The organism is Streptomyces sp. PSU-S4-23 (assembly GCF_055632315.1).
This window is the reverse complement of record NZ_JBVMUU010000002.1, coordinates 7,298,726-7,319,470: the sequence shown is the minus strand read 5'-3', so window position 1 is coordinate 7,319,470 and position 20,745 is coordinate 7,298,726. Positions and strand designations below refer to the sequence as shown.

Here is a 20,745-nt window from a genome sequence, read left to right as displayed (position 1 = left end):
GTCAGTCCTCGGGTGTCGGTCCTCGCGGACAGCGGACGGCGGATTCCTGGTGGGCGGCCCGCGAAGGTCACTCGTCGCCGGTGAGGTCGTGGAGCTTGGCCGAGAGGATGCGGCCGATCTCGGCCAGCGTGTCCGGGCGGGTCAGCATCGACCCGTGGTCGCCGGGCACCACATGGGCCTCGACGGAGCCGCGCACGTACGGCTGCCAGGCCCCGGCGGTCACCGGCGGGTCCTGCTCCTCCGAGCAGGCAATCAGCAGCAGGTCTCCGTCGATCGGGCCGGGCCGGTAGTCGACGGTCAGATGGGTGTTGTTCGCCGAGATCTCGGTGATCGTCGTGAGCCGGTCCTCCTCCAGGTTGGCCAGCACACTGCCCTGGCGGCGCAGGATCTCCCGCGCCTTGGCGAAGGTCATCTCCTCGTCGTCGTGGTGACTGCCGTCGTCGACGAGACCCACGTGGTAGAGCAGCATCACCCTGTCGTCCGGGGCGGGCACGTCGGCGTGGGTGAGGCCCTGCCAGTCGGGGATCACGTCGAGCACCGCGACCAGCGCCACCGGTTCGCCGCGCCGCTGGAACTCCGCGGCCAGCGCGTGCGCGCACAGCCCGCCGAACGACCAGCCGGCCAGGTGGTACGGTCCGTGCGGCTGCACCCTCTGGATCTGGTCGGCGTAGTCCACCGCCATCTCCTCGATGCTGGCGGGCCGGGGTTCCGGCCGGGCCAGACTTCGCGCCTGGATGCCGTACAGCGGGTACTGCGGCCCCAGGTGCTTGATGAGCGCGCTGTACGACCAGCTGATGCCTCCGCCCGGATGGACACAGAACAGCGGCGGCCTGCTGCCCGCGGTGCGCAGCGGCAGCATCACCTCGTACGAGCCGTCCGCGTCGTCGACGTCGAGCCGGGCCGCAATGCCCGCCGGTGTCGGCGCCTCGAACAGGCTCCGCACGCCCAGCTCGACGCCGAAGGCCGCGCGTAGCCGGGCCATCAGCCGGGTGGCCAGCAGCGAGTGCCCGCCCAGGTCGAAGAAGTCCTCGCTCACACCGACCACCGGTCGGCCGAGGACCTCCGCGAACAGCTCGCACACCACCTGCTCCTGCGGGGTGGCCGGCGCCCGCCCGATGTCGGCGCGCTCCGGTTCGAGCGTCGGCAGCGCGGCACGGTCGAGCTTGCCGTTGGAGGTGAGCGGCAGCCGGTCGAGCGGAACGACGGCGGCGGGGCGCATGTACTCGGGCAGCCGACGGCGCAGGTGCTCCCGTACGGCCATGAGCAGGGCGCCGGTGCTGCGGCCGGTGGCCGGACTGGTGGTCCAGGAGGAGAGCGGCGTGCCGGGGCCGGCCGCGCCCGTGGGCGCGTAGGCACCGACGGGCACCCCCTCGCCAAGCAGTTCGCGCTTGACGTACGTGAGATCGAGGGCGGCAGGGTCGTGCCCGTTCCAGCTGATCGCCGTCCAGTAGCCGTACTTCTCGCCCAGGCGGTGCAGGTCCTCCGGATCGACGCCGGCCGTGTCCCGGACGTCCGGTGCCGTCCCGGACTCGAGCGCGCGCTGTGCGGCGAGGTCGGCCGCGATGCGCGCGTGGGGTACCCCGGTGATGCGCAGCCGGTCGGGCCGCGCGCTGCCCAGATGATCGGCGAGGGCACCCGGGTCACGGGTCCAGGGTCGGGTGGGGGCGTCGTCAAGGGAATGGGGGGTGATGCCGGTCTTGTAGAGGGTGGCGTCGTAGCGGTAGCGGGTGAGTTCGTTGTGGGCGGTTCCGCGCTTGAGCTGGATGTCGGTGCCCGCCAGGTCGGGGACGTGGTGGGCGAGGGCGCTGAAGTACTCGGGGTCGACGAGGAGTTCCTTCTCCAGGACCAGGCTCTGCTCGACGGCACGGCGGATCGCGGTCGTGTCGCTCGGGTCCTCGGCACGCGCCGCCTGCACACCGGAGGCGAAGGTCCGCAGCAACCGCGGATTGCGCAGGTCGCCCAGGAACAAGGCGCCACCGGGCGCGAGCAGGCGGAAGGCCTGCTCGACGACCTGCGTCAGGTATCCGCCGTTCGGGAAGTACTGGGCAACGGAGTTGAGCACGATCGTGTCGAAGTGCCCCTGGGGAAAGTCGCCGTGCTCGTGGGCGGCCTGGACCCGGAGCCTGACCCGCCGGGCCAGCTCGGGGTCGGCGTCGACATGACGCCGCAGTTCCTCCACGACGACCGGGGAGAAGTCCGTGCCCCAGTACTCCTCGCACTCGGGCGCCAGTCCGGACAGCAGCAGACCGGTGCCGACGCCGATCTCCAGGACACGGCCGGGCTGGAGCGCCCTGATCCGCTCGAGCGTGGCCGCACGCCACTCCCGCATCTCGGGCAGCGGGATCGGCTCGCCGTCGTAACTGCTGTTCCAGCCGGAGAAGTCCTCGCCCAGCGTCGAACCGGGCGCTGAGTACAGCGAGTCGTAGAGATCCCGCCACTCGCCGATTTGGTCCCGCTCCTCCTCGTCCCCCGTCGGTCCGTCGGTGTCGGGGACGACGTAGGCGATCAGGCGGGTGCTGCCGGGCTGGTCGTGGTGGGCGACCACGGCGGCCTGGCCGATCGCCGGATGGCCCGTCAGGACGTTCTCGATCTCGCCGGGTTCGACACGGAAGCCGCGGACCTTCACCTGGTGGTCGGCGCGGCCCATGTACTCCAGATGCCCCTCGGCGTTGGCACGCACGAGGTCACCGGTGCGGTACATACGATCACCGGGCTCGGGACCGTAGGGATCGGCGACGAAACGCTCGGCCGTCATACCGGGCTTGTTCAGATAACCACGGGCCAGGCCGGCCCCGGCGATGTACAGCTCGCCCGTCACCTGCGGCGGGACCGGCCGCAGGTGTGCGTCGAGGACGTAGACACGGGTGTTGGCCATCGGACGGCCGATCGGCACCGTCGCACCGCCGGTGTAGGGCCGCGGCACGGGGTGGTGCGTGGCGAACGTGGTCGTCTCCGTCGGCCCGTACCCGTCCACGACCGTCAGCCCGGGGCAGGCCTCGTGCAGGCGCTGCACCGTGGCCCCGGAGACGGCCTCGCCGCCGCTCCACACCTGTCGTACCCCCGACAGCGCCTGCGCAGCGTAGTCGGTGATCACGTTGAGCAGGGAACTGGTCAGCCACAACGCGGTGACACGCTGGGTGGTGATCGTGTGGTGCAGGGCAGGGACGTCCAGGTCCCCGGCCGGGGCCACGACGACGGTCCCGCCGCCCAACAGCGGCACCCACAGCTCGTAGGTGGAGGCGTCGAACGCGGCCGGCGAGTGCAGCAGCACCCGCTGGTGCGCCGAGCGGTCAAAACGCGGGTCCAGAGCCAGCGTGGCGACATTGCGATGCGTCACCACGATCCCCTTGGGCGCACCCGTCGAACCCGAGGTGTACATCACATACGCAGCATCTTCCGACCGCACACCCACCCGGGGATCACCAGGGTCGGACGTGAAGGGCCGAGGAGACTCGATGTGGAGCAACTCCACGGCTTCGGCACCTGATTCCGGAACCGACCGTTCGTCGGTGATCAGCAAGCGCGCGCCGGTGTCGGCCAGGACATGGCGGATGCGGTCGGCCGGATAGCGGGCGTCGAGAGGTACGTAGACGGCGCCGGCTTTCATCAGGCCGAGGACCGTGGTGACCGTCTCGATCGAACGCTCCAGAAGAACGCCGACCGCGTCACCGGGCCGCACTCCCCTGCCGATCACATCGTGCGCGAATTGGTTGGCACGCGCGTCGAGCTGTGCGTACGTGAGCGTGGCGGCGCCGTCGGTGACCGCCGGGGCATCGGGCGTCTCCGCCACCTGTCGTGCGAACAGCTCGCCCAGGCAGGCATCCGGCACGGCATGCGCCGTGCCGTTGAAGTCGACTACGGCACCCCGGAGTTCGTCGGGGGTGAGGATGTCGATGTGGTTGAGGGGCTGGTCGGGGTGGGTGGTGGCGATGTCGAGGAAGTGCAGCCAACGCTCGAACAAGGCCTGGACTGTGGGCGCGTCGTAGATGTCGCTCGAGTACTCGATCGCACCGCTAATACCCTGCGGCTCACCATGGGCACCGCGCTGCTCGGCGAGGCTGAAGAACAGGTCGAACTTCGCCGTCCCGGTCCGTCCGGGAGCGACGTCGATCGTTAGACCGGGAAGCCGGAAACTAGCCTCGGGCGCGTTCTGCAGAGCGAGCATGACCTGGAACAGCGGATGATGCGACAGGGTACGGGTCGGATTGAGCAGCTCGACCAGGTACTCGAAGGGGACGTCCTGGTGCGCGTAGGCGGCCAGGCTCCGCTCCCGCACCCGGGTGATCAGCTCGGTGAAGCTCGGGTCACCGGATGTGTCCGTGCGCAGGACCAGCGTGTTGACGAAGAACCCGATCAGCTCATCGAGCGCCTGGTCGGTGCGGCCGGCCACCGGACTGCCCACCGGAACATCCTCACCCGCACCCAACCGGGTCAGCAGACCCGCGAGTCCCGCCTGCAGCACCATGAACAGACTCGCACCCGACGCCCGCGCGAGATCGGCCAACCGCCGGTGCAGATCCGCGTCGATGTCGACCGTGACGTAGTCACCCCGGTAGGTCATCACCGCCGGACGCGGACGGTCCGTGGGAAGGGTCAGCTGATCAGGTAGATCCGCCAACGCCTCGGTCCAGTAGTCGATCTGCGTGGCGAACAGGCTGTCAGGGTCGTTCTGGTCGCCGAGGAGTTCGTTCTGCCACAGCGTGTAGTCCGCGTACTGCACCGGCAACGCACGCCACTCCGGCACCCGCCCCTCCACCCGCGCCGTGTAGGCACGCGTGAGGTCGGTGGCGAGCGGGCCCAGCGACCACCCGTCACCCGCGATGTGATGCACGACCAGCAGCAGTACGTACTCCTGCGCCGAGAGTTCGAAGAGGTCGGCGCGCAGCGGGGTTTCGGTTGCCAGGTCGAAGGCGTAGCGGGCGGCTGACTTCAGTGCGGCCGGCAGCTCGGCCTCGGTCGTGAGGTGGACGACGAGGTGCGGGACGGCCGCCTCGGGTGACAGCACCTGCTGGCAGGGGACGCCCTCGGCCTCGGGGAACACCGTCCGCAGACTCTCGTGCCGGGCCACCACGTCACCGAGAGCGGCCCGCAGCGCGTCACGGTCCAACTCACCACTCAGCCGCAGGGCCAGCGGGATGTTGTAGGTGGCGCTCGGCCCCTCCATCTTGTGGATGAACCACAGCCTGCGCTGGGCGAAGGACAGCGGCATGACCTCGGGTCGCCGGCGGACGGTGAGGGCCAGGCGTCCGGGGGCGGCGGTGTCCAGGAGTGCCGCCACCGCGGCCGGCGTCGGACCCTCGAACAGCGCACGCAGTTGCAGCTCCACGCCGAACGCGACACGGATCTGAGCGATCAGCCGGGTGGCCAGCAGCGAGTGCCCGCCCAGGTCGAAGAAGTCGTCGTCGACGCCGACCCTCGGCAGACCCAGCACCTGCGCGAACAGATCGCACGCGATCTGCTCCTGCGGCGTGCGCGCCCCGCGTCCCGACCCGGCCGACGCGAACTCCGGCGCGGGCAGGGCCACCCGGTCCAGCTTGCCGTTTGCCGTCAAGGGGAGCCGGTCGAGGGGAACGATGGCCGACGGGACCATGTAGTCGGGCAGATGGTCGCGGGTGTGCTCACGGAGCTTGGTGACCAGGGCACCGGTGCCGCGGCGGGCGGCGGGGTTGGTCGCCCACGTGGACAGGGGTGCGGTGGAGGCGCTGGTGGGGAGCGCGGCGTAAGTGCCGACGGGGGCGCGGCCGGACAGCCGGCTCCGGTCGACGAAGACGACGTCCACGGCGTCGGTGTCCTGGGTGTTCCAGGTGATGCCGGTCCAGTAGCCGTGCTCGTCGCCCAGGGCGTGGAAGGCCTCGAGTCCGGTTGATGATGCGGTGGGGCGGTCGGGCAGGGGTGTGCCGTCTTCGAGGGCCTGTCGCACGGCGAGTTCGTGGATGAGGCGGGGGTTCGGGACGCCGGTCAGGCGAAGTTCCGCGGGCCGTTCGGCCGCCAACTGCTGCCTCAGGTCAGCGAGGTCGGCTTGGGCGTCGGCGTGAGCGAGCCATGGGCGGGTGGGGATGTCGTTGAGAGAGTGGGCGGTGACGCCGGTCTTGTAGAGGGTGGCGTCGTAGCGGTAGCGGGTGAGCTCGTTGTCGGCGGTGCCGCGCTTGAGCTGGATGTCGGTGCCCGCCAGGTCGGGGACGTGGTGGGCGAGGGCGCTGAAGTACTCGGGGTCGACGAGGAGTTCCTTCTCCAGGACCAGGCTCTGCTCGACGGCACGGCGGATCGCGGTCGTGTCGCTCGGGTCCTCGGCACGCGCCGCCTGCACACCGGAGGCGAAGGTCCGCAGCAACCGCGGATTGCGCAGGTCGCCCAGGAACAAGGCGCCACCTGGGGTGAGGGCGCGGAGCGCGTGGTGGACGACCTGTTCCAGGTAGCCGGCGTTCGGGAAGTACTGGGCAACGGAGTTAAGCACGATCGTGTCGAAGTGCCCCTGCGGAAGGTCGCCGAAGTCGTGGGCCGGCTGGGTGCGGAGGTGTACCCGCGTGGCCAGGACGGGATCGGCGTCGACGTGCCGCCGAAGCTCGTCGATGACGGTGCGGGAGAAGTCGGTGCCCCAGTACTCCTCGCACTCGGGCGCCAGCCGGGCCAGGAGCAGGCCGGTGCCGACACCGATTTCGAGGACGCGGCGCGGCCGTAGGGACCGGATGCGGTCGACGGTCGTGTCACGCCACTCCCGCATCTCGGGCAGCGGGATCGGCCGGCCGTCGTAACTGCTGTTCCAACTGGCGAAGTTCTCGCCGAAGGCCGTCTGCTCCGCAGCGTTGTACACGGCGTCGTACAGGCTCTGCCACTCGCTGAGCTGGTCTTGCTCCACAGCCTCGTCGTGGTCGCGCGCCGAGGTGTCGGCTACGACGTAGGCGACGAGTCGGGTGTCACCGGGCTGGTCCTCGCGGACGACGACGGCTGCCTGAGCGATGTCTGTGTGGCCGGTGAGGACCTCCTCGATCTCGCCGAGTTCGATGCGGAAGCCTCGGATCTTGATCTGGTGGTCGACGCGCCCGACGAACTCCAGCTCGCCGTCCTGGTTCCACCGCACCAGGTCACCGGTGCGGTACATACGAGCACCGGGCTCGGGAGCGTACTGGTCCGCCACGAACCGCTCGGCCGTCAAGCCGGGCTTGTTCAGATAGCCGCGGGCCACACCGGATCCCGCGATGTACAGCTCGCCCACCACACCGGGCGCCACCAACTCCAGCCCCGAACCCAGCACGTAGGTGCGCGTGTTGGCGATCGGTCGGCCGATCGGCGGTGCGCCCTCGCCGCCGGCCAGATCCGCGGCGGTCGACCAGATGGTGGTCTCGGTGGGGCCATACAGGTTGGTCAGGTCGTCGGTGAGCGTGCGCATCGACTCGGCGAGCGGGGCGGGCAGCGCCTCGCCGCCGACCAGGATGCGCAGGCCCCGCAGCGCCTCCGGCTCGTGCGCCACCAGGAGCTGCCACAGCGAGGGAGTGCCCTGTATGACCGTGACGCCGTGCCGGGCGATCAGGTCGAGCACGGCGGACGGTTGAGGAACGGCCTCCTTGGGTGCGAGGACGACCGTGGCGCCCGACAGGAGCGGGTGGTACAGCTCCAGCGCGGCGATGTCGAACGCCACCGTGGTGACCGCGAGCAGCCGTTCCCCCTTCCGGAGCGGGACCTTGCGCCGCATGGCTTCCAGGAAGTTGAGCAGCGGCGCGTGCGGGACGACCACGCCCTTGGGGCGACCGGTCGAACCGGACGTGTAGATCACGTACGCGGCGGCCTCGGGGGCCGGCGGCCCTGCGTGGCCGGTCTCGACCGGGTCAGTGTCGGGGCAGGCGGCCAGCAGGGCGTGTACGTCCGGGGAGTCCAGCACCAGTCGTTCCGCCGAACCACCGCTCGGCGTCCGCGAGTCCGTCGACAGCGTGGTGAGCAGCAGGGCGGGCCGTGCGTCCTCGAGTACGTAGGCGAGGCGGCCGGCCGGGTGGTCCGGGTCCAGCGGCAGGTACGCGGCGCCGCTCTTGAGCACGGCCAACAGGGCGACCACCAGCTCGGCCGAACGTGGCAGAGCCAGCGCGACCACCCGGTCCGGACCCGCGCCCCGGCGCAGCAGGACGTGCGCGAGGCGGTTGGCGCGGCGGTCCAGTTCCACGTAGGTCAGGGAGGTGTCCCCGGCGATCAGGGCCACGGCGTCAGGGGTGGCGGCGGCCTGCTCGGCGAAGCGGACCGGCAGCAGCTTCTCGCCGATCTCGGTTTCGGTCTCCAGCCAAGTGCCGAGCAGCTGCCCGTGTTCGTCGGGGGTGAGGATGTCGATGTGGTTGAGGGGCTGGTCGGGGTGGGTGGTGGCGATGTCGAGGAAGTGCAGCCAACGCTCGAACAAGGCCTGGACTGTGGGCGCGTCGTAGATGTCGCTCGAGTACTCGATCGCACCGCTGATACCCTGCGGCTCACCATGGGCACCGCGCTGCTCGGCGAGGCTGAAGAACAGGTCGAACTTCGCCGTCCCGGTCCGTCCGGGAGCGACGTCGATCGTCAGACCGGGAAGCCGGAAACTAGCCTCGGGCGCGTTCTGCAGAGCGAGCATGACCTGGAACAGCGGATGATGCGACAGGGTACGGGTCGGATTGAGCAGCTCGACCAGGTACTCGAAGGGGACGTCCTGGTGCGCGTAGGCGGCCAGGCTCCGCTCCCGCACCCGGGTGATCAGCTCGGTGAAGCTCGGGTCACCGGATGTGTCCGTGCGCAGGACCAGCGTGTTGACGAAGAACCCGATCAGCTCATCGAGCGCCTGGTCGGTGCGGCCGGCCACCGGACTGCCCACCGGAACATCCTCACCCGCACCCAACCGGGTCAGCAGACCCGCGAGTCCCGCCTGCAGCACCATGAACAGACTCGCACCCGACGCCCGCGCGAGATCGGCCAACCGCCGGTGCAGATCCGCGTCGATGTCGACCGTGACGTAGTCACCCCGGTAGGTCATCACCGCCGGACGCGGACGGTCCGTGGGAAGGGTCAGCTGATCAGGTAGATCCGCCAACGCCTCGGTCCAGTAGTCGATCTGCGTGGCGAACAGGCTGTCAGGGTCGTTCTGGTCGCCGAGGAGTTCGTTCTGCCACAGCGTGTAGTCCGCGTACTGCACCGGCAACGCACGCCACTCCGGCACCCGCCCCTCCACCCGCGCCGTGTAGGCACGCGTGAGGTCGGTGGCGAGCGGGCCCAGCGACCACCCGTCACCCGCGATGTGATGCACGACCAGGACGAGGACATGGCGGTCGGGGGCGAGGCGGAACAGCTCGGCACGCAGGGGGATCTCGGTCGCCAGGTCGAAGGAGTGTCGGGCCGCTGACTTCAGGGCGTCCGGCAGCTCCGTCTCGGTGATGTCGGTGGCTGGCAGCTCCACGCTCACGCTGTCGAGGACGTGCTGGTAAGAGGTGCCGTCGGCCTCGGGGAACACCGTCCGCAGACTCTCGTGCCGGCCCACCACGCCATCGAGAGCGGCACGCAGCGCGTCACGGTCCAACTCGCCGCTCAGCCTCAGAGTCAGTGGGATGTTGTAGGTGGCGCTCGGCCCCTGCATCTTGTGCAGGAACCACAGCCGGCGCTGGGCGAACGACAGGGGCACCGCGTCGGGCAGTCGCTGCTTGGTCAGGGCGAGCCGTGCGGGCCCGGCGGTGTCGAGCCGGGCCGCGACCGCGCCCGCGGTCCGTGCCTCGAAGAGCGTGCGCAGACCGATCTCGACGCTGAAGGCGGCCCGGATGCGGGCGATCAGACGGGTGGCCAGCAGCGAGTGGCCGCCGAGCTCGAAGAAGTCGTCGTCCACGCCGACCCGGGGCAGCCCCAGAACCTGCGCGAACAGATCACAGACGATCTGCTCCTGCGGCGTACGTGCCTCCCGTCCGGTCGGCGCGAAGTCCGGCGCGGGCAAGGCGGCCCGGTCCAGCTTGCCGTTGGCCGTCAGCGGCAGGCCGTCCAGGAGTACGACGGCCGAGGGCACCATGTGTTCGGGCAGCCGCTCGCGCGCAAACTCCCTGGTCTCCTCGGGCCGCAGGGTCTCCCGAGCCACCACATAGGCCACCAGCCGGGTCCTGCCGGGCTGGTCCTCGCGGGCGACTACGGCCGCCTGGGTGATGTGGGGGTGCTCGGTGAGGACGTTCTCGATCTCGCCGGGTTCGATGCGGAAGCCGCGGATCTTGAGTTGGTGGTCGGCGCGGCCGACGAACTCCAGCTCGCCGTCCTGGTTCCACCGCACCAGGTCTCCGGTGCGGTACATACGCCCACCGGGCTGAGGGGCGTACGGGTCCGCCACGAACCGCTCGGCCGTCATATCGGGCCTGCCCAAGTAGCCACGGGCGACACCGGATCCCGCGATGTACAGCTCCCCCACCACACCGGGCGCCACCAACTCCAGCCCCGAACCCAGCACGTAGGCGCGGATGTTGGCGATGGGCCCGCCGATCGGCGCGGTGAGTGGCCAGCTGTCGAGGTCGTCGCTCAGGGTGTGGGCCGTGACCACGTGGGTCTCAGTGGGGCCGTAGTGGTTGTGCAGCACGCGCTCTGGTGCCGAGGTCTGGAACTCGCGGACGACGCGGCTCAACGTCAGGGCCTCGCCGGCCTGCGCGATCGTCCGCAGCCGGGGCAGGGCGCGTCCCTGCTCGACGGCCGCCTCGGCGACTGCCTCCAGCACGAGGTTGGGCGCGAACAGTTCCTCCACTTCGTGCTCGTCCAGCCACTCGACGAACCGGGCCGCGTCCCGCCGAACGTCCTCGTCCGGAATCACCAGGGTCTTGCCGAACATCAGAGCCGACAGCATCTCCTGCGCGGAGACGTCGAAGCTGATGGCCGTGAACTGCGCGGTCCTCGTGCCGGGTTCGCCGCCGACCGCCTCGTGGTGCCACTCCACCAGGTTCACCAGCGCACCCGCGGGCATGACGACGCCTTTGGGTCGGCCGGTGGAGCCGGAGGTGTAGATGACGTACGCGGGATGATCGGGCGCGAGTGCGGTGACGGGGTTGTCTGAGGGCTGATCCGTCACGTCGAGCGTGTCCAGCAGCAACACAGGCGTCTTGGTCGCCGTCTCCGCCGAGGGACGGTGCTCGGTCGCCGTCAGTACCAGGGCCGGCCGGGCGTCGGCGACCATGTGAGCCACACGAGCCGCCGGATAGGCCGGATCGAGAGGAAGGTAGGCCGCACCCGCCTTCAGCACCGCCAGGACGGCGACCACCAGGTCCGCACTCCGAGGCAGCGCCAGAGCCACCACGTCCTCCGGACCGATACCACGACCCACCAGCTCATGAGCCAACCGGTTCGCCCGCTCATTCAGCTCCCCGTACGACAGCGTGGACCCGTCCCACACCACCGCCGCAGCCCCCGGTGCCGCCGCCACACGCGCCTCGAACAACTCCGGCAACGTCGCCCGCGACGGCACGACAGCAGCAGGCACCGCCAGCACAGCCGCCCGCTCCTCCGCGGAGAGCAGATCGATCCGCCCGATCGGCCGGGAGGGATCCGTGACGACGAGGCCGAGCACCCGGATCAGCCGGTCGACGAACCCGGCGGCCGTCGCCCGGTCGAACAGGTCGTCGCGGTAGTCCAGGCGGAGGTACAGACGGCGGCCAGGGGCGGCGATCAGGGTCAGTGGATAGTGCGTCGCGTCCCGCCCGCGGCCCAGGTCAGGGGTGATCCGCGGCCCGGTCTCCGGCCGCTCGCCGGGCTCGTCCCACGGGTAGTTCTCGAAGACCAGGGAGGTGTCGAAGAGGTCGCCCAGCCCGGCCAGTTGCTGGATGCGGGCGAGCCCGAGTTGGTGGTGCCCGGTGAGCCGCGACTGCGCGCCCTGCACCTGTTGAACGGTGGTCAGCAGTGACTGCGCCGGGTCCAGGGACACCCGCACCGGCACCATGTTGATCAGCAGACCCACCATGCTCTCGGCGCCGGGCAGTTGAGGGTCTCGCCCTGCCACGACGGCCCCGAACACGACGTCGTCGTGGCCGGTACGCCGGCTCAGCACCAGCCCCCAGGCGGCCTGGAGCACGGTGTTCAGGGTCACGCCGTGCCGGCGCGCCCAGTCGGCCAGCGCTGCCGTGCGGTCCTCGTCCAGCTCCACCGTGATCCGCTCCGGCATCAGTCCGGGGCGGCCCGGATCCACCGGGGTGAGCAGCGTCGGCTGTTCGAGTCCGCCGAGCGCCTCCCGCCAGGCGGCCTCCGCCGCCGGCTGGTCCTGCTGCGCGAGCCACCCCAGGTACTGCCGGTAGGGGGCCACTCGGGGCAGCATGGTGGCGTCGCCCTGGCTGTCGTACAGCGCGGTCAGCTCGCGCACGAGCAGCGGCGTCGACCAGCCGTCGAGCAGGATGTGGTGGGTGGTCATGACGAGGCGGTGGCGTTCGGCGGCCAGGCGCACCAGGGAGAAGCGCAGCAGGGGCGGCTCGGCCAGGTCGAACCGGCGGGCGTGCTCCTTGGCGGTGAGCCGGGCCAGCTCCCCCTCCGCGTCGGCATCGGGAAGGAGCGACAGGTCGAACTCGTCCCACGGAATGATGACCTGACGTGGTATCAGTTGAAAGGTCCGGCCGGAGTCCACCTGCCGGAAGCCGGCGCGCAGGTTCGGGTGCCGTTGGACGAGCGCGAGCACGGCGGCCCGCAGCCGCGCCGCGTCGAGGGCGCCCTCGACGGCGAAGACGTGCTGCACCGCGTAGACGTCCGCGCCGTCCTGCTCGTAGCGGGAGTGGAACAGCAGCCCCTCCTGCATCGGGGACAGGGGGAGGATGTCTTCCAGGCCCGACGACGTCATTTCTGCACCCTCCACGCTGCTTCGAGCTGCTCGATGTCGTACTGGCTGAGTTCGGTCAGGGGGAAGTCCGAGGGGCTGTGGCCGCCGGTGCCGGAGCGCTCGCCATGCCGGACCAGTCCGCGGATCGCTCGGAACCAGTGGTCGGCCAGGGCTCGGACGTGCCGTTCGGTCCAGAGATCCGGCGCCCAGGTCCAGACCGCCTCCAGTTCCGGCCCGTCCGGGGCGTCGCGGACCATGCTGTTCACCTCGAGCCCATGCGCCAGGGCGGTCGCCGGGTCGGCGCCGCTCAGCAGGCCCGTCTCGGCGGCCACGGTCCATTCCGGGCGACCGGGGACCACCGGGGCGCCCGCCGAGGGGAACCGGCCGAGGTAGTTGAATCCGAGTTGCGGTACCGCGAGCCCGGCCAGCTCCGGCCCGGTCTCCGGATTGAGGTGCCGCAGCAGGCCGTAGCCGATGCCCCGGTCGGGCAGGGAGCGCACCTGTTCCTTGACCCGTTTCAGGGCCTGTCCGAGCGACGGCCCGCCGTCGACGACCTCTTCCCACGCCAGGGGGCCCGGGTCGACGCGGACGGGATACAGCGAGGTGAACCACCCCACGGTGCGCGAGAGGTCCGTGGCCTCGACGATCTCCTCGCGCCCGTGTCCCTCCACGTCCACCAGGAGAGCCGTGTGCCGCCCTCGTGCGTGGGTCCGGCGCCACTGGGCGACCGCCAGGGCGAGCGCGGTGAGCAGAACGTCGTCGGCCTTCGCGTGGAAGGCCGTGGGCACGGTCGTCAGGAGCGGGGTGGTGACCTCGGGCGGCAGGGAGAGGGTGAGCCCGCGGGCGCGGCCCACGGTGTCCCGCGTGGCATCGAGCCGGCCGGTGGTCAGCGGTGGGTCGGCCGCGGTGAGCAGTTCGCTCCACAGCGCCGCCTCGGCGGTGCGGGCCGGCTGCCTGGCCTCGACCGTGAGCAGACTCGTCCAGCGGCGCAGGGAGGTGCCCACCGGGTCCAGCCGTGGGGGACGACCGCCCCCGACGGCCTCGCAGGCGGCGATGAGATCGGGGAGCAGGATCCGCCAGGACACCCCGTCGACGACGAGATGGTTGACGACGACCAGCAGCCTGCCCCGTTCGGCCGGTCCGGCGTCGAACCAGACCATCTGAACCAGAAGGCCACGCTTGGCAGACAGGCGGGTGGACACCGCCTGCGCCTGTGCGCGGACCAGCGTCGCGTCGACGGCGGCGCCGGCGGTCTCGACACGGTGTACCAGGTCCGCGGCCGACACGGACCCCACAGGCCCCACCTCCAGCGACCACGCCCCGTTGCCCTGACCGCTCGGTGTCCGGGTCAACCGCAGCGCGTCGTGGTGGTCCACGAGTGCCTGAACGGCCGCGATGAGGTGGTCCTGGCGCAGCTCGGCCGGCACCTCCAACAGCATCGCCTGGTGGAACGCGTCGATGTCGCCGCCGCGCGCGTCGAACCAGCGCATGATCGGGGTCGGTTCCGTCCCTCCCACGCCGGAGTCGTCGGGGGCGGGTGCCGACACGGCCAGTTCATCGGCGACCTCGGCCAGTCCGGCCGCGGTCCGCTGCTCGAAGACGTCCCGGACCGTGAGTCCGACACCCGCCGAGCGAGCGAGGCTGACCAGCCGGATCGAGACGATGCTGTCCCCGCCGAGCGCGAAGAAGTCGTCGTCGGGCCCGACCTTGTCCACGCCCAGGGCCTGCGCGACCAGCGTCCCCAGCAGTCGCTCGCGCTCGGTCCGCGGCTCACGACGCGGCACATCCGCCCGCGCGCCCGGATCGGGTTCGGGCAGCGCGGCCCGGTCGAGCTTGCCGTTGGCCGTCAACGGCAGTCGGCCCAAGGTGACATACGTGGACGGCGCCATGTACTCGGGCAGCCGCTGCCGCACGTACTCACGCAGGTCTGCCGGTGTTTCGTCGGTGTCGGGGACGACGTAGGCGATCAGGCGGGTGCTGCCGGGCTGGTCGTGGTGGGCGACCACGGCGGCCTGGCCGATCGCCGGATGGCCCGTCAGGACGTTCTCGATCTCGCCGGGTTCGACACGGAAGCCGCGGACCTTCACCTGGTGGTCGGCGCGGCCCATGTACTCCAGATGCCCCTCGGCGTTGGCACGCACGAGGTCACCGGTGCGGTACATACGATCACCGGGCTCGGGACCGTAGGGATCGGCGACGAAACGCTCGGCCGTCATACCGGGCTTGTTCAGATAACCACGGGCCAGGCCGGCCCCGGCGATGTACAGCTCGCCCGTCACCTGCGGCGGGACCGGCCGCAGGTGTGCGTCGAGGACGTAGACACGGGTGTTGGCCATCGGACGGCCGATCGGCACCGTCGCACCGCCGGTGTAGGGCCGCGGCACGGGGTGGTGCGTGGCGAACGTGGTCGTCTCCGTCGGCCCGTACCCGTCCACGACCGTCAGCCCGGGGCAGGCCTCGTGCAGGCGCTGCACCGTGGCCCCGGAGACGGCCTCGCCGCCGCTCCACACCTGTCGTACCCCCGACAGCGCCTGCGCAGCGTAGTCGGTGATCACGTTGAGCAGGGAACTGGTCAGCCACAACGCGGTGACACGCTGGGTGGTGATCGTGTGGTGCAGGGCAGGGACGTCCAGGTCCCCGGCCGGGGCCACGACGACGGTCCCGCCGCCCAACAGCGGCACCCACAGCTCGTAGGTGGAGGCGTCGAACGCGGCCGGCGAGTGCAGCAGCACCCGCTGGTGCGCCGAGCGGTCAAAACGCGGGTCCAGAGCCAGCGTGGCGACATTGCGATGCGTCACCACGATCCCCTTGGGCGCACCCGTCGAACCCGAGGTGTACATCACATACGCAGCATCTTCCGACCGCACACCCACCCGGGGATCACCAGGGTCGGACGTGAAGGGCCGAGGAGACTCGATGTGGAGCAACTCCACGGCTTCGGCACCTGATTCCGGAACCGACCGTTCGTCGGTGATCAGCAAGCGCGCGCCGGTGTCGGCCAGGACATGGCGGATGCGGTCGGCCGGATAGCGGGCGTCGAGAGGTACGTAGACGGCGCCGGCTTTCATCAGGCCGAGGACCGTGGTGACCGTCTCGATCGAACGCTCCAGAAGAACGCCGACCGCGTCACCGGGCCGCACTCCCCTGCCGATCACATCGTGCGCGAATTGGTTGGCACGCGCGTCGAGCTGTGCGTACGTGAGCGTGGCGGCGCCGTCGGTGACCGCCGGGGCATCGGGCGTCTCCGCCACCTGTCGTGCGAACAGCTCGCCCAGGCAGGCATCCGGCACGGCATGCGCCGTGCCGTTGAAGTCGACTACGGCACCCCGGAGTTCGTCGGGGGTGAGGATGTCGATGTGGTTGAGGGGCTGGTCGGGACCGGACACGGCCGCATCCAGCAGCCGTAACCAACGGTCGAACAGGGCCTGGACGGCGGGCGCGTCGTAGATGTCGCTGGAGTACTCGACGGCACCGGTGAGGCCTTGTGGCTCGCCGCGCTCCCCGCGCTGCTCCGCAAGGCTGAAGAACAGGTCGAACTTCGCCGTACCCGTCCTGCCCAACTCGACCCCGGCTCGCAGCCCCGGAAGCTCGAGCTCGGTCTCGGGCGCGTTCTGGAGCGCGAGCATGACCTGGAACAGCGGATGGTGCGACAGGGTCCGAGTCGGGTTGATGAGCTCGACCAGGTACTCGAAGGGGACCTCCTGGTGCGCGTAGGCGGCCAGGCTCCTCTCCCGCACCCGCGTGATCAGCTCGGCGAACGTCGGATCACCGGACGTGTCCGTGCGCAGGACCAGCGTGTTGACGAAGAACCCGATCAGCTCATCCAGCGCCTGGTCGGTGCGGCCGGCCACCGGACTGCCCACCGGAACGTCCTCACCAGCTCCCAGTCGGGTCAGCAAGGCCGCGAGTCCCGCCTGCAACACCATGAACAGACTCGCACCCGACGCCCGCGCGACATTCGACAGCCGCCTGTGCAGATCCGCGTCGATATCGACCGTGAGGTAATCGCCGCGATACGTCATCACGGCCGGACGCGGACGGTCCGTAGGCAGCGTCAGCTGATCGGGCAGACCCGCCAACGCCTCGGTCCAGTAAGCAATCTGCGTCGCGAACAGACTCTCCGGATCCTCCTGCTCACCCAGCAGCTCGTTCTGCCACAGCGTGTAGTCCGCGTACTGCACCGGCAACGCACGCCACTCCGGCACCCGCCCCTCCACCCGCGCCGTGTAGGCACGGGTGAGGTCGGTGGCGAGCGGGCCCAACGACCAACCGTCACCCGCGATGTGATGCAGGACGAGCAGCAGCGCGTGTCGGTGTTCGGACACCGTGAACAACTCGGCGCGGAGGGGGATTTCGGCTGCCAGGTCGAAGGCGTACCGGGCCGCTGACTTCAGGGCGTCCGGCAGCTCCGTCTCGGTGATGCGGGTGGCGGGCAACTCGACGCTCGCACTGTCGAGGACGTGCTGGTACGGAGCGCCGTCGGCCTCGGGGAACACCGTCCGCAGGCTCTCGTGCCGGCCCACCACGTCGCCGAGGGCGGCGCGCAGCGCGTCACGGTCCACCGTGCCGGTCAGCCGTACGACGAGGGGGATGTTGTAGGTGGCGCTCGGCCCCTCCATCTTGTGCAGGAACCACAGCCGCAGCTGGGCGGACGAGAGGGGAAGGGCCGGCGGGCGTTCCCGCGCTGCCAGGGGCGGCCGAGCGGGTCCCGCGGTGTCGAGGAGTGCCGCCACCGCGGCCGGCGTCGGCCCGTCGAACAGCGCACGCAGCCCCAGCTCCACGCCGAACGCGGCACGGATCTGGGCGATCAGACGGGTGGCCAGCAGCGAGTGCCCGCCCAGGTCGAAGAAGTCGTCGTCCACGCCGACCCGGGGCAGCCCCAGAACCTGCGCGAACAGATCGCACACGATGTGCTGTTGCGGCGTGCGCGCCTCCCGCCCCGACCTGGGCACGGTGAAGTCCGGCTCTGGGAGTGCCGCCTTGTCCAACTTGCCGTTGGCGGTGAGCGGCATGCGGTCCAGTACGACGACGGCGGCCGGCAGCATGTAGTCGGGCAGTCGGCCCCGCGCGAACTCCCGTACGTCCCCGGCGCGGAGGGCTCCCCGTGCCACCACGTAGGCGATGAGGCGGGCATCGCCGGACTGCTTCTCGCGGACCACCACCGCCGCCTCGGCGACCACCGGGTGGTCGGTCAGCACGTTCTCGATCTCGCCGGGTTCGATGCGGAAGCCACGGATCTTGACCTGGTGGTCGGCGCGACCGACGAACTCCAGCTCGCCGTCCTGGTTCCACCGCACCAGGTCACCGGTGCGGTACATCCGCGTGCCCGGCTCAGCCGCGTACGGGTCCGCCACGAACCGCTCGGCCGTCAGGCCGGGCCTGCCCAGATAGCCGCGGGCGACACCGGCCCCCGCGACGTACAGCTCCCCCACCACGCCGGGCGCCACCAACTCCAGCCCAGGACCGAGCACATACGTCCGCAGGTCGGGGATCCCGACGCCGATGACGCTGGCCGCCGTCGCGGTTGCTCGCTCCCGGGCCAGCGTCTGGTACGTCACGTGGACCGTGGTCTCGGTGATGCCGTACATGTTGATCAGAGCCGGCGTTTCGTCGGGGTGACGCCGGTACCAGTCGGCGAGGCGGGACGGTTGGAGTGCCTCACCGCCGAACACCACGGTGCGCAGGGCGAGTCCGCGGCCCGGCGGGGAGGCGTCGGCGTCGGCCTGCGCCAACTGATAGAAGGCCGACGGTGTCTGGTTGAGGACGGTGACGCCGTGATCGGCCAGCAGGTCAAGGAAGGCGCCGGGCGTCCTGCTGACCTCGTAGGGCACCACGACCAGCCGGCCGCCGTGCAGCAGCGCTCCCCACAGCTCCCAAACGGAGAAGTCGAAGGCGTACGAGTGGAACAGCGTCCACACGTCGTCGGGACCGAAGCCGAACCACTGCCGGGTGGCGTCGAAGAGCCGCACCACGTTGCGGTGGGCGACGACGACGCCTTTGGGTCGGCCGGTGGAGCCGGAGGTGTAGATGACGTACGCGGGATGATCGGGCGCGAGTGCGGTGACGGGGTTGTCTGAGGGCTGATCCGTCACGTCGAGCGTGTCCAGCAGCAACACAGGCGTCTTGGTCGCCGTCTCCGCCGAGGGACGGTGCTCGGTCGCCGTCAGTACCAGGGCCGGCCGGGCGTCGGCGACCATGTGAGCCACACGAGCCGCCGGATAGGCCGGATCGAGAGGAAGGTAGGCCGCACCCGCCTTCAGCACCGCCAGGACGGCGACCACCAGGTCCGCACTCCGAGGCAGCGCCAGAGCCACCACGTCCTCCGGACCGACACCACGGCCCACCAGCTCATGAGCCAACCGGTTCGCCCGCTCATTCAGCTCCCCGTACGACAGCGTGGACCCGTCCCACACCACCGCCGCAGCCCCCGGTGCCGCCGCCACACGCGCCTCGAACAACTCCGGCAACGTCGCCCGCGACGGCACGACAGCAGCAGGCACCGCCAGCACAGCCGCCCGCTCCTCCGCGGAGAGCAGATCGATCCGCCCGATCGGCCGGGAGGGATCCGTTGCCGTGACGGTTCGCAGGGCCGTGCGCAGACGCCGGTGGTGAACGGCCAGTTCGTCGTGCGTGCACAGTTCGGGGTGGGCGTTCACGTCGACGGCCGGCCCGGCGCCGTCGCGTCGGTCCCACACGGCGAGGGTGAAGTCGCCCACCAGGCCGGAGGAGAGGTTGTGCGCGGTGGTCGGCAGTCCGGCGAAGGTGATCGCGTAGTCGAAGGACATGACGTTGACGACCGGTGCGTACCACGTCCCCAGGCGGCCGGGCAGTGCGAGGTCGCGCTGGATGTCCTCGGCCCGGTACCGCTGGTGGCCGCCCAGTTCGCGCACGCGCCTGCCGATCTGGGCGAGGAGTTCGCCGAGCGTCAGCTCCGGTCGTAGCGTGAGCCGGAGCGGTAGGACGTTGGCGGCCGTGCCGGGGGTGCGGCGCTCCACCTGGGTGAGGCGGGCCGTCACCGGCAGGCCCAGGACGACGGTGGCCGTGCCGGTCGTCCGGTGAACGTGGAGGGCCGCGGCGGCGATGACCAGGTGCGACCAGGGGGCGCGGGCCCGGCGGGCCGCGTCGCGCAGTGCCGTGTGTTCCGCCGGCTCCAATGCGGTGGTGTGCCGGAGATAGCGCTCCGGCGTGGTCGACGGCGTGCCGACGATTCCGGCCGACTGCGGACGGTCGGCGAAGCGTTCCGTCCAGTACGCCCTGTCCTGAGCGAATTGCTCCGATGCCTGGTAAGCCTGTTCGGCCGTGATCAGGTCGGACAGCGTGCCGAACGGGCTCGCTCCCACCGGGCCGCCTCCGGCGAGTGCGGTGTAGACGTCGGCGACCCGGCGTGTGATCAGCAAGGACCCGAAGGCGTCCATCACGGCGTGGTGGTAGCCCTGGTACCACCAGAAGCGGTCGGCGCTCAGCTTCAGGAGCGCGTACTCGAACAGCGGGTCCTCGGTCAGGTTCATGGGCCGGGCGACCGCGGTGTCCATCCAGTCGCGGGCGGCCTGTTCGGGGTCCGGCTCCGCGCTCAGGTCGGTGACCGCGAGCGGCCAGTCGGCAGGCTCCTGGAGGGCTTGCCGGACCTCGCCGGGTTCCTCGCCGAAGCGGACGTGCAGCGCCTCCGCCTCGGCGACGACGAGTCTCAGGGCTTGCGCGAACAGCTCCGGGTCCACGCCTCCGTGGATCTCCAGGTACTCCCCCACCCGGAAAACGCGATTCCCTCTCCCCAGCCGCTGCTCGGCGATCCATATTTCGCGTTGCGCAGCCGTGATAGGCAGTGTGGTGCCGGCACTGACGGACAAGTCTCCACCTCCGATAATTCCCCCGCACGGACGGCCGGAGAGGCAGGAATGAAAAACTCACAATATCGTGGAAAACGCGTCGTCAATTCGATCGCACAGAAGTAAAACGGCGGCCTCCGCTCTGTCGGAGCGACGTGGATC

General features: G+C 70.5%; 2 protein-coding genes. Both read right to left on the bottom strand.

The annotated features are described in order from the left end of the window. Positions 1–67: 67 nt before the first annotated feature. Positions 68–12,781: an amino acid adenylation domain-containing protein gene (locus ACZ79I_RS33115; RefSeq protein ID WP_471502385.1), complete on the bottom strand. Its 12,714-nt coding sequence runs from the start codon at positions 12,779–12,781 to the stop codon at positions 68–70. Continuing rightward, the gene (locus tag ACZ79I_RS33110) at positions 12,778–20,604 is read right to left on the bottom strand and encodes an amino acid adenylation domain-containing protein (protein WP_471502383.1); all 7,827 of its coding nucleotides are present in this window, start codon (positions 20,602–20,604) and stop codon (positions 12,778–12,780) included. The genes ACZ79I_RS33115 and ACZ79I_RS33110 overlap by 4 nt, the downstream gene beginning before the upstream one ends. Positions 20,605–20,745 lie beyond the last annotated feature (141 nt).

What these genes read in the sequence shown, in the direction of transcription:
- ACZ79I_RS33115 (WP_471502385.1), bottom strand. Translation starts at nt 12,781, where the DNA reads ATGACGTCGTCGGGCCTGGAAGACATCCTCCCCCTGTCCCCGATGCAG.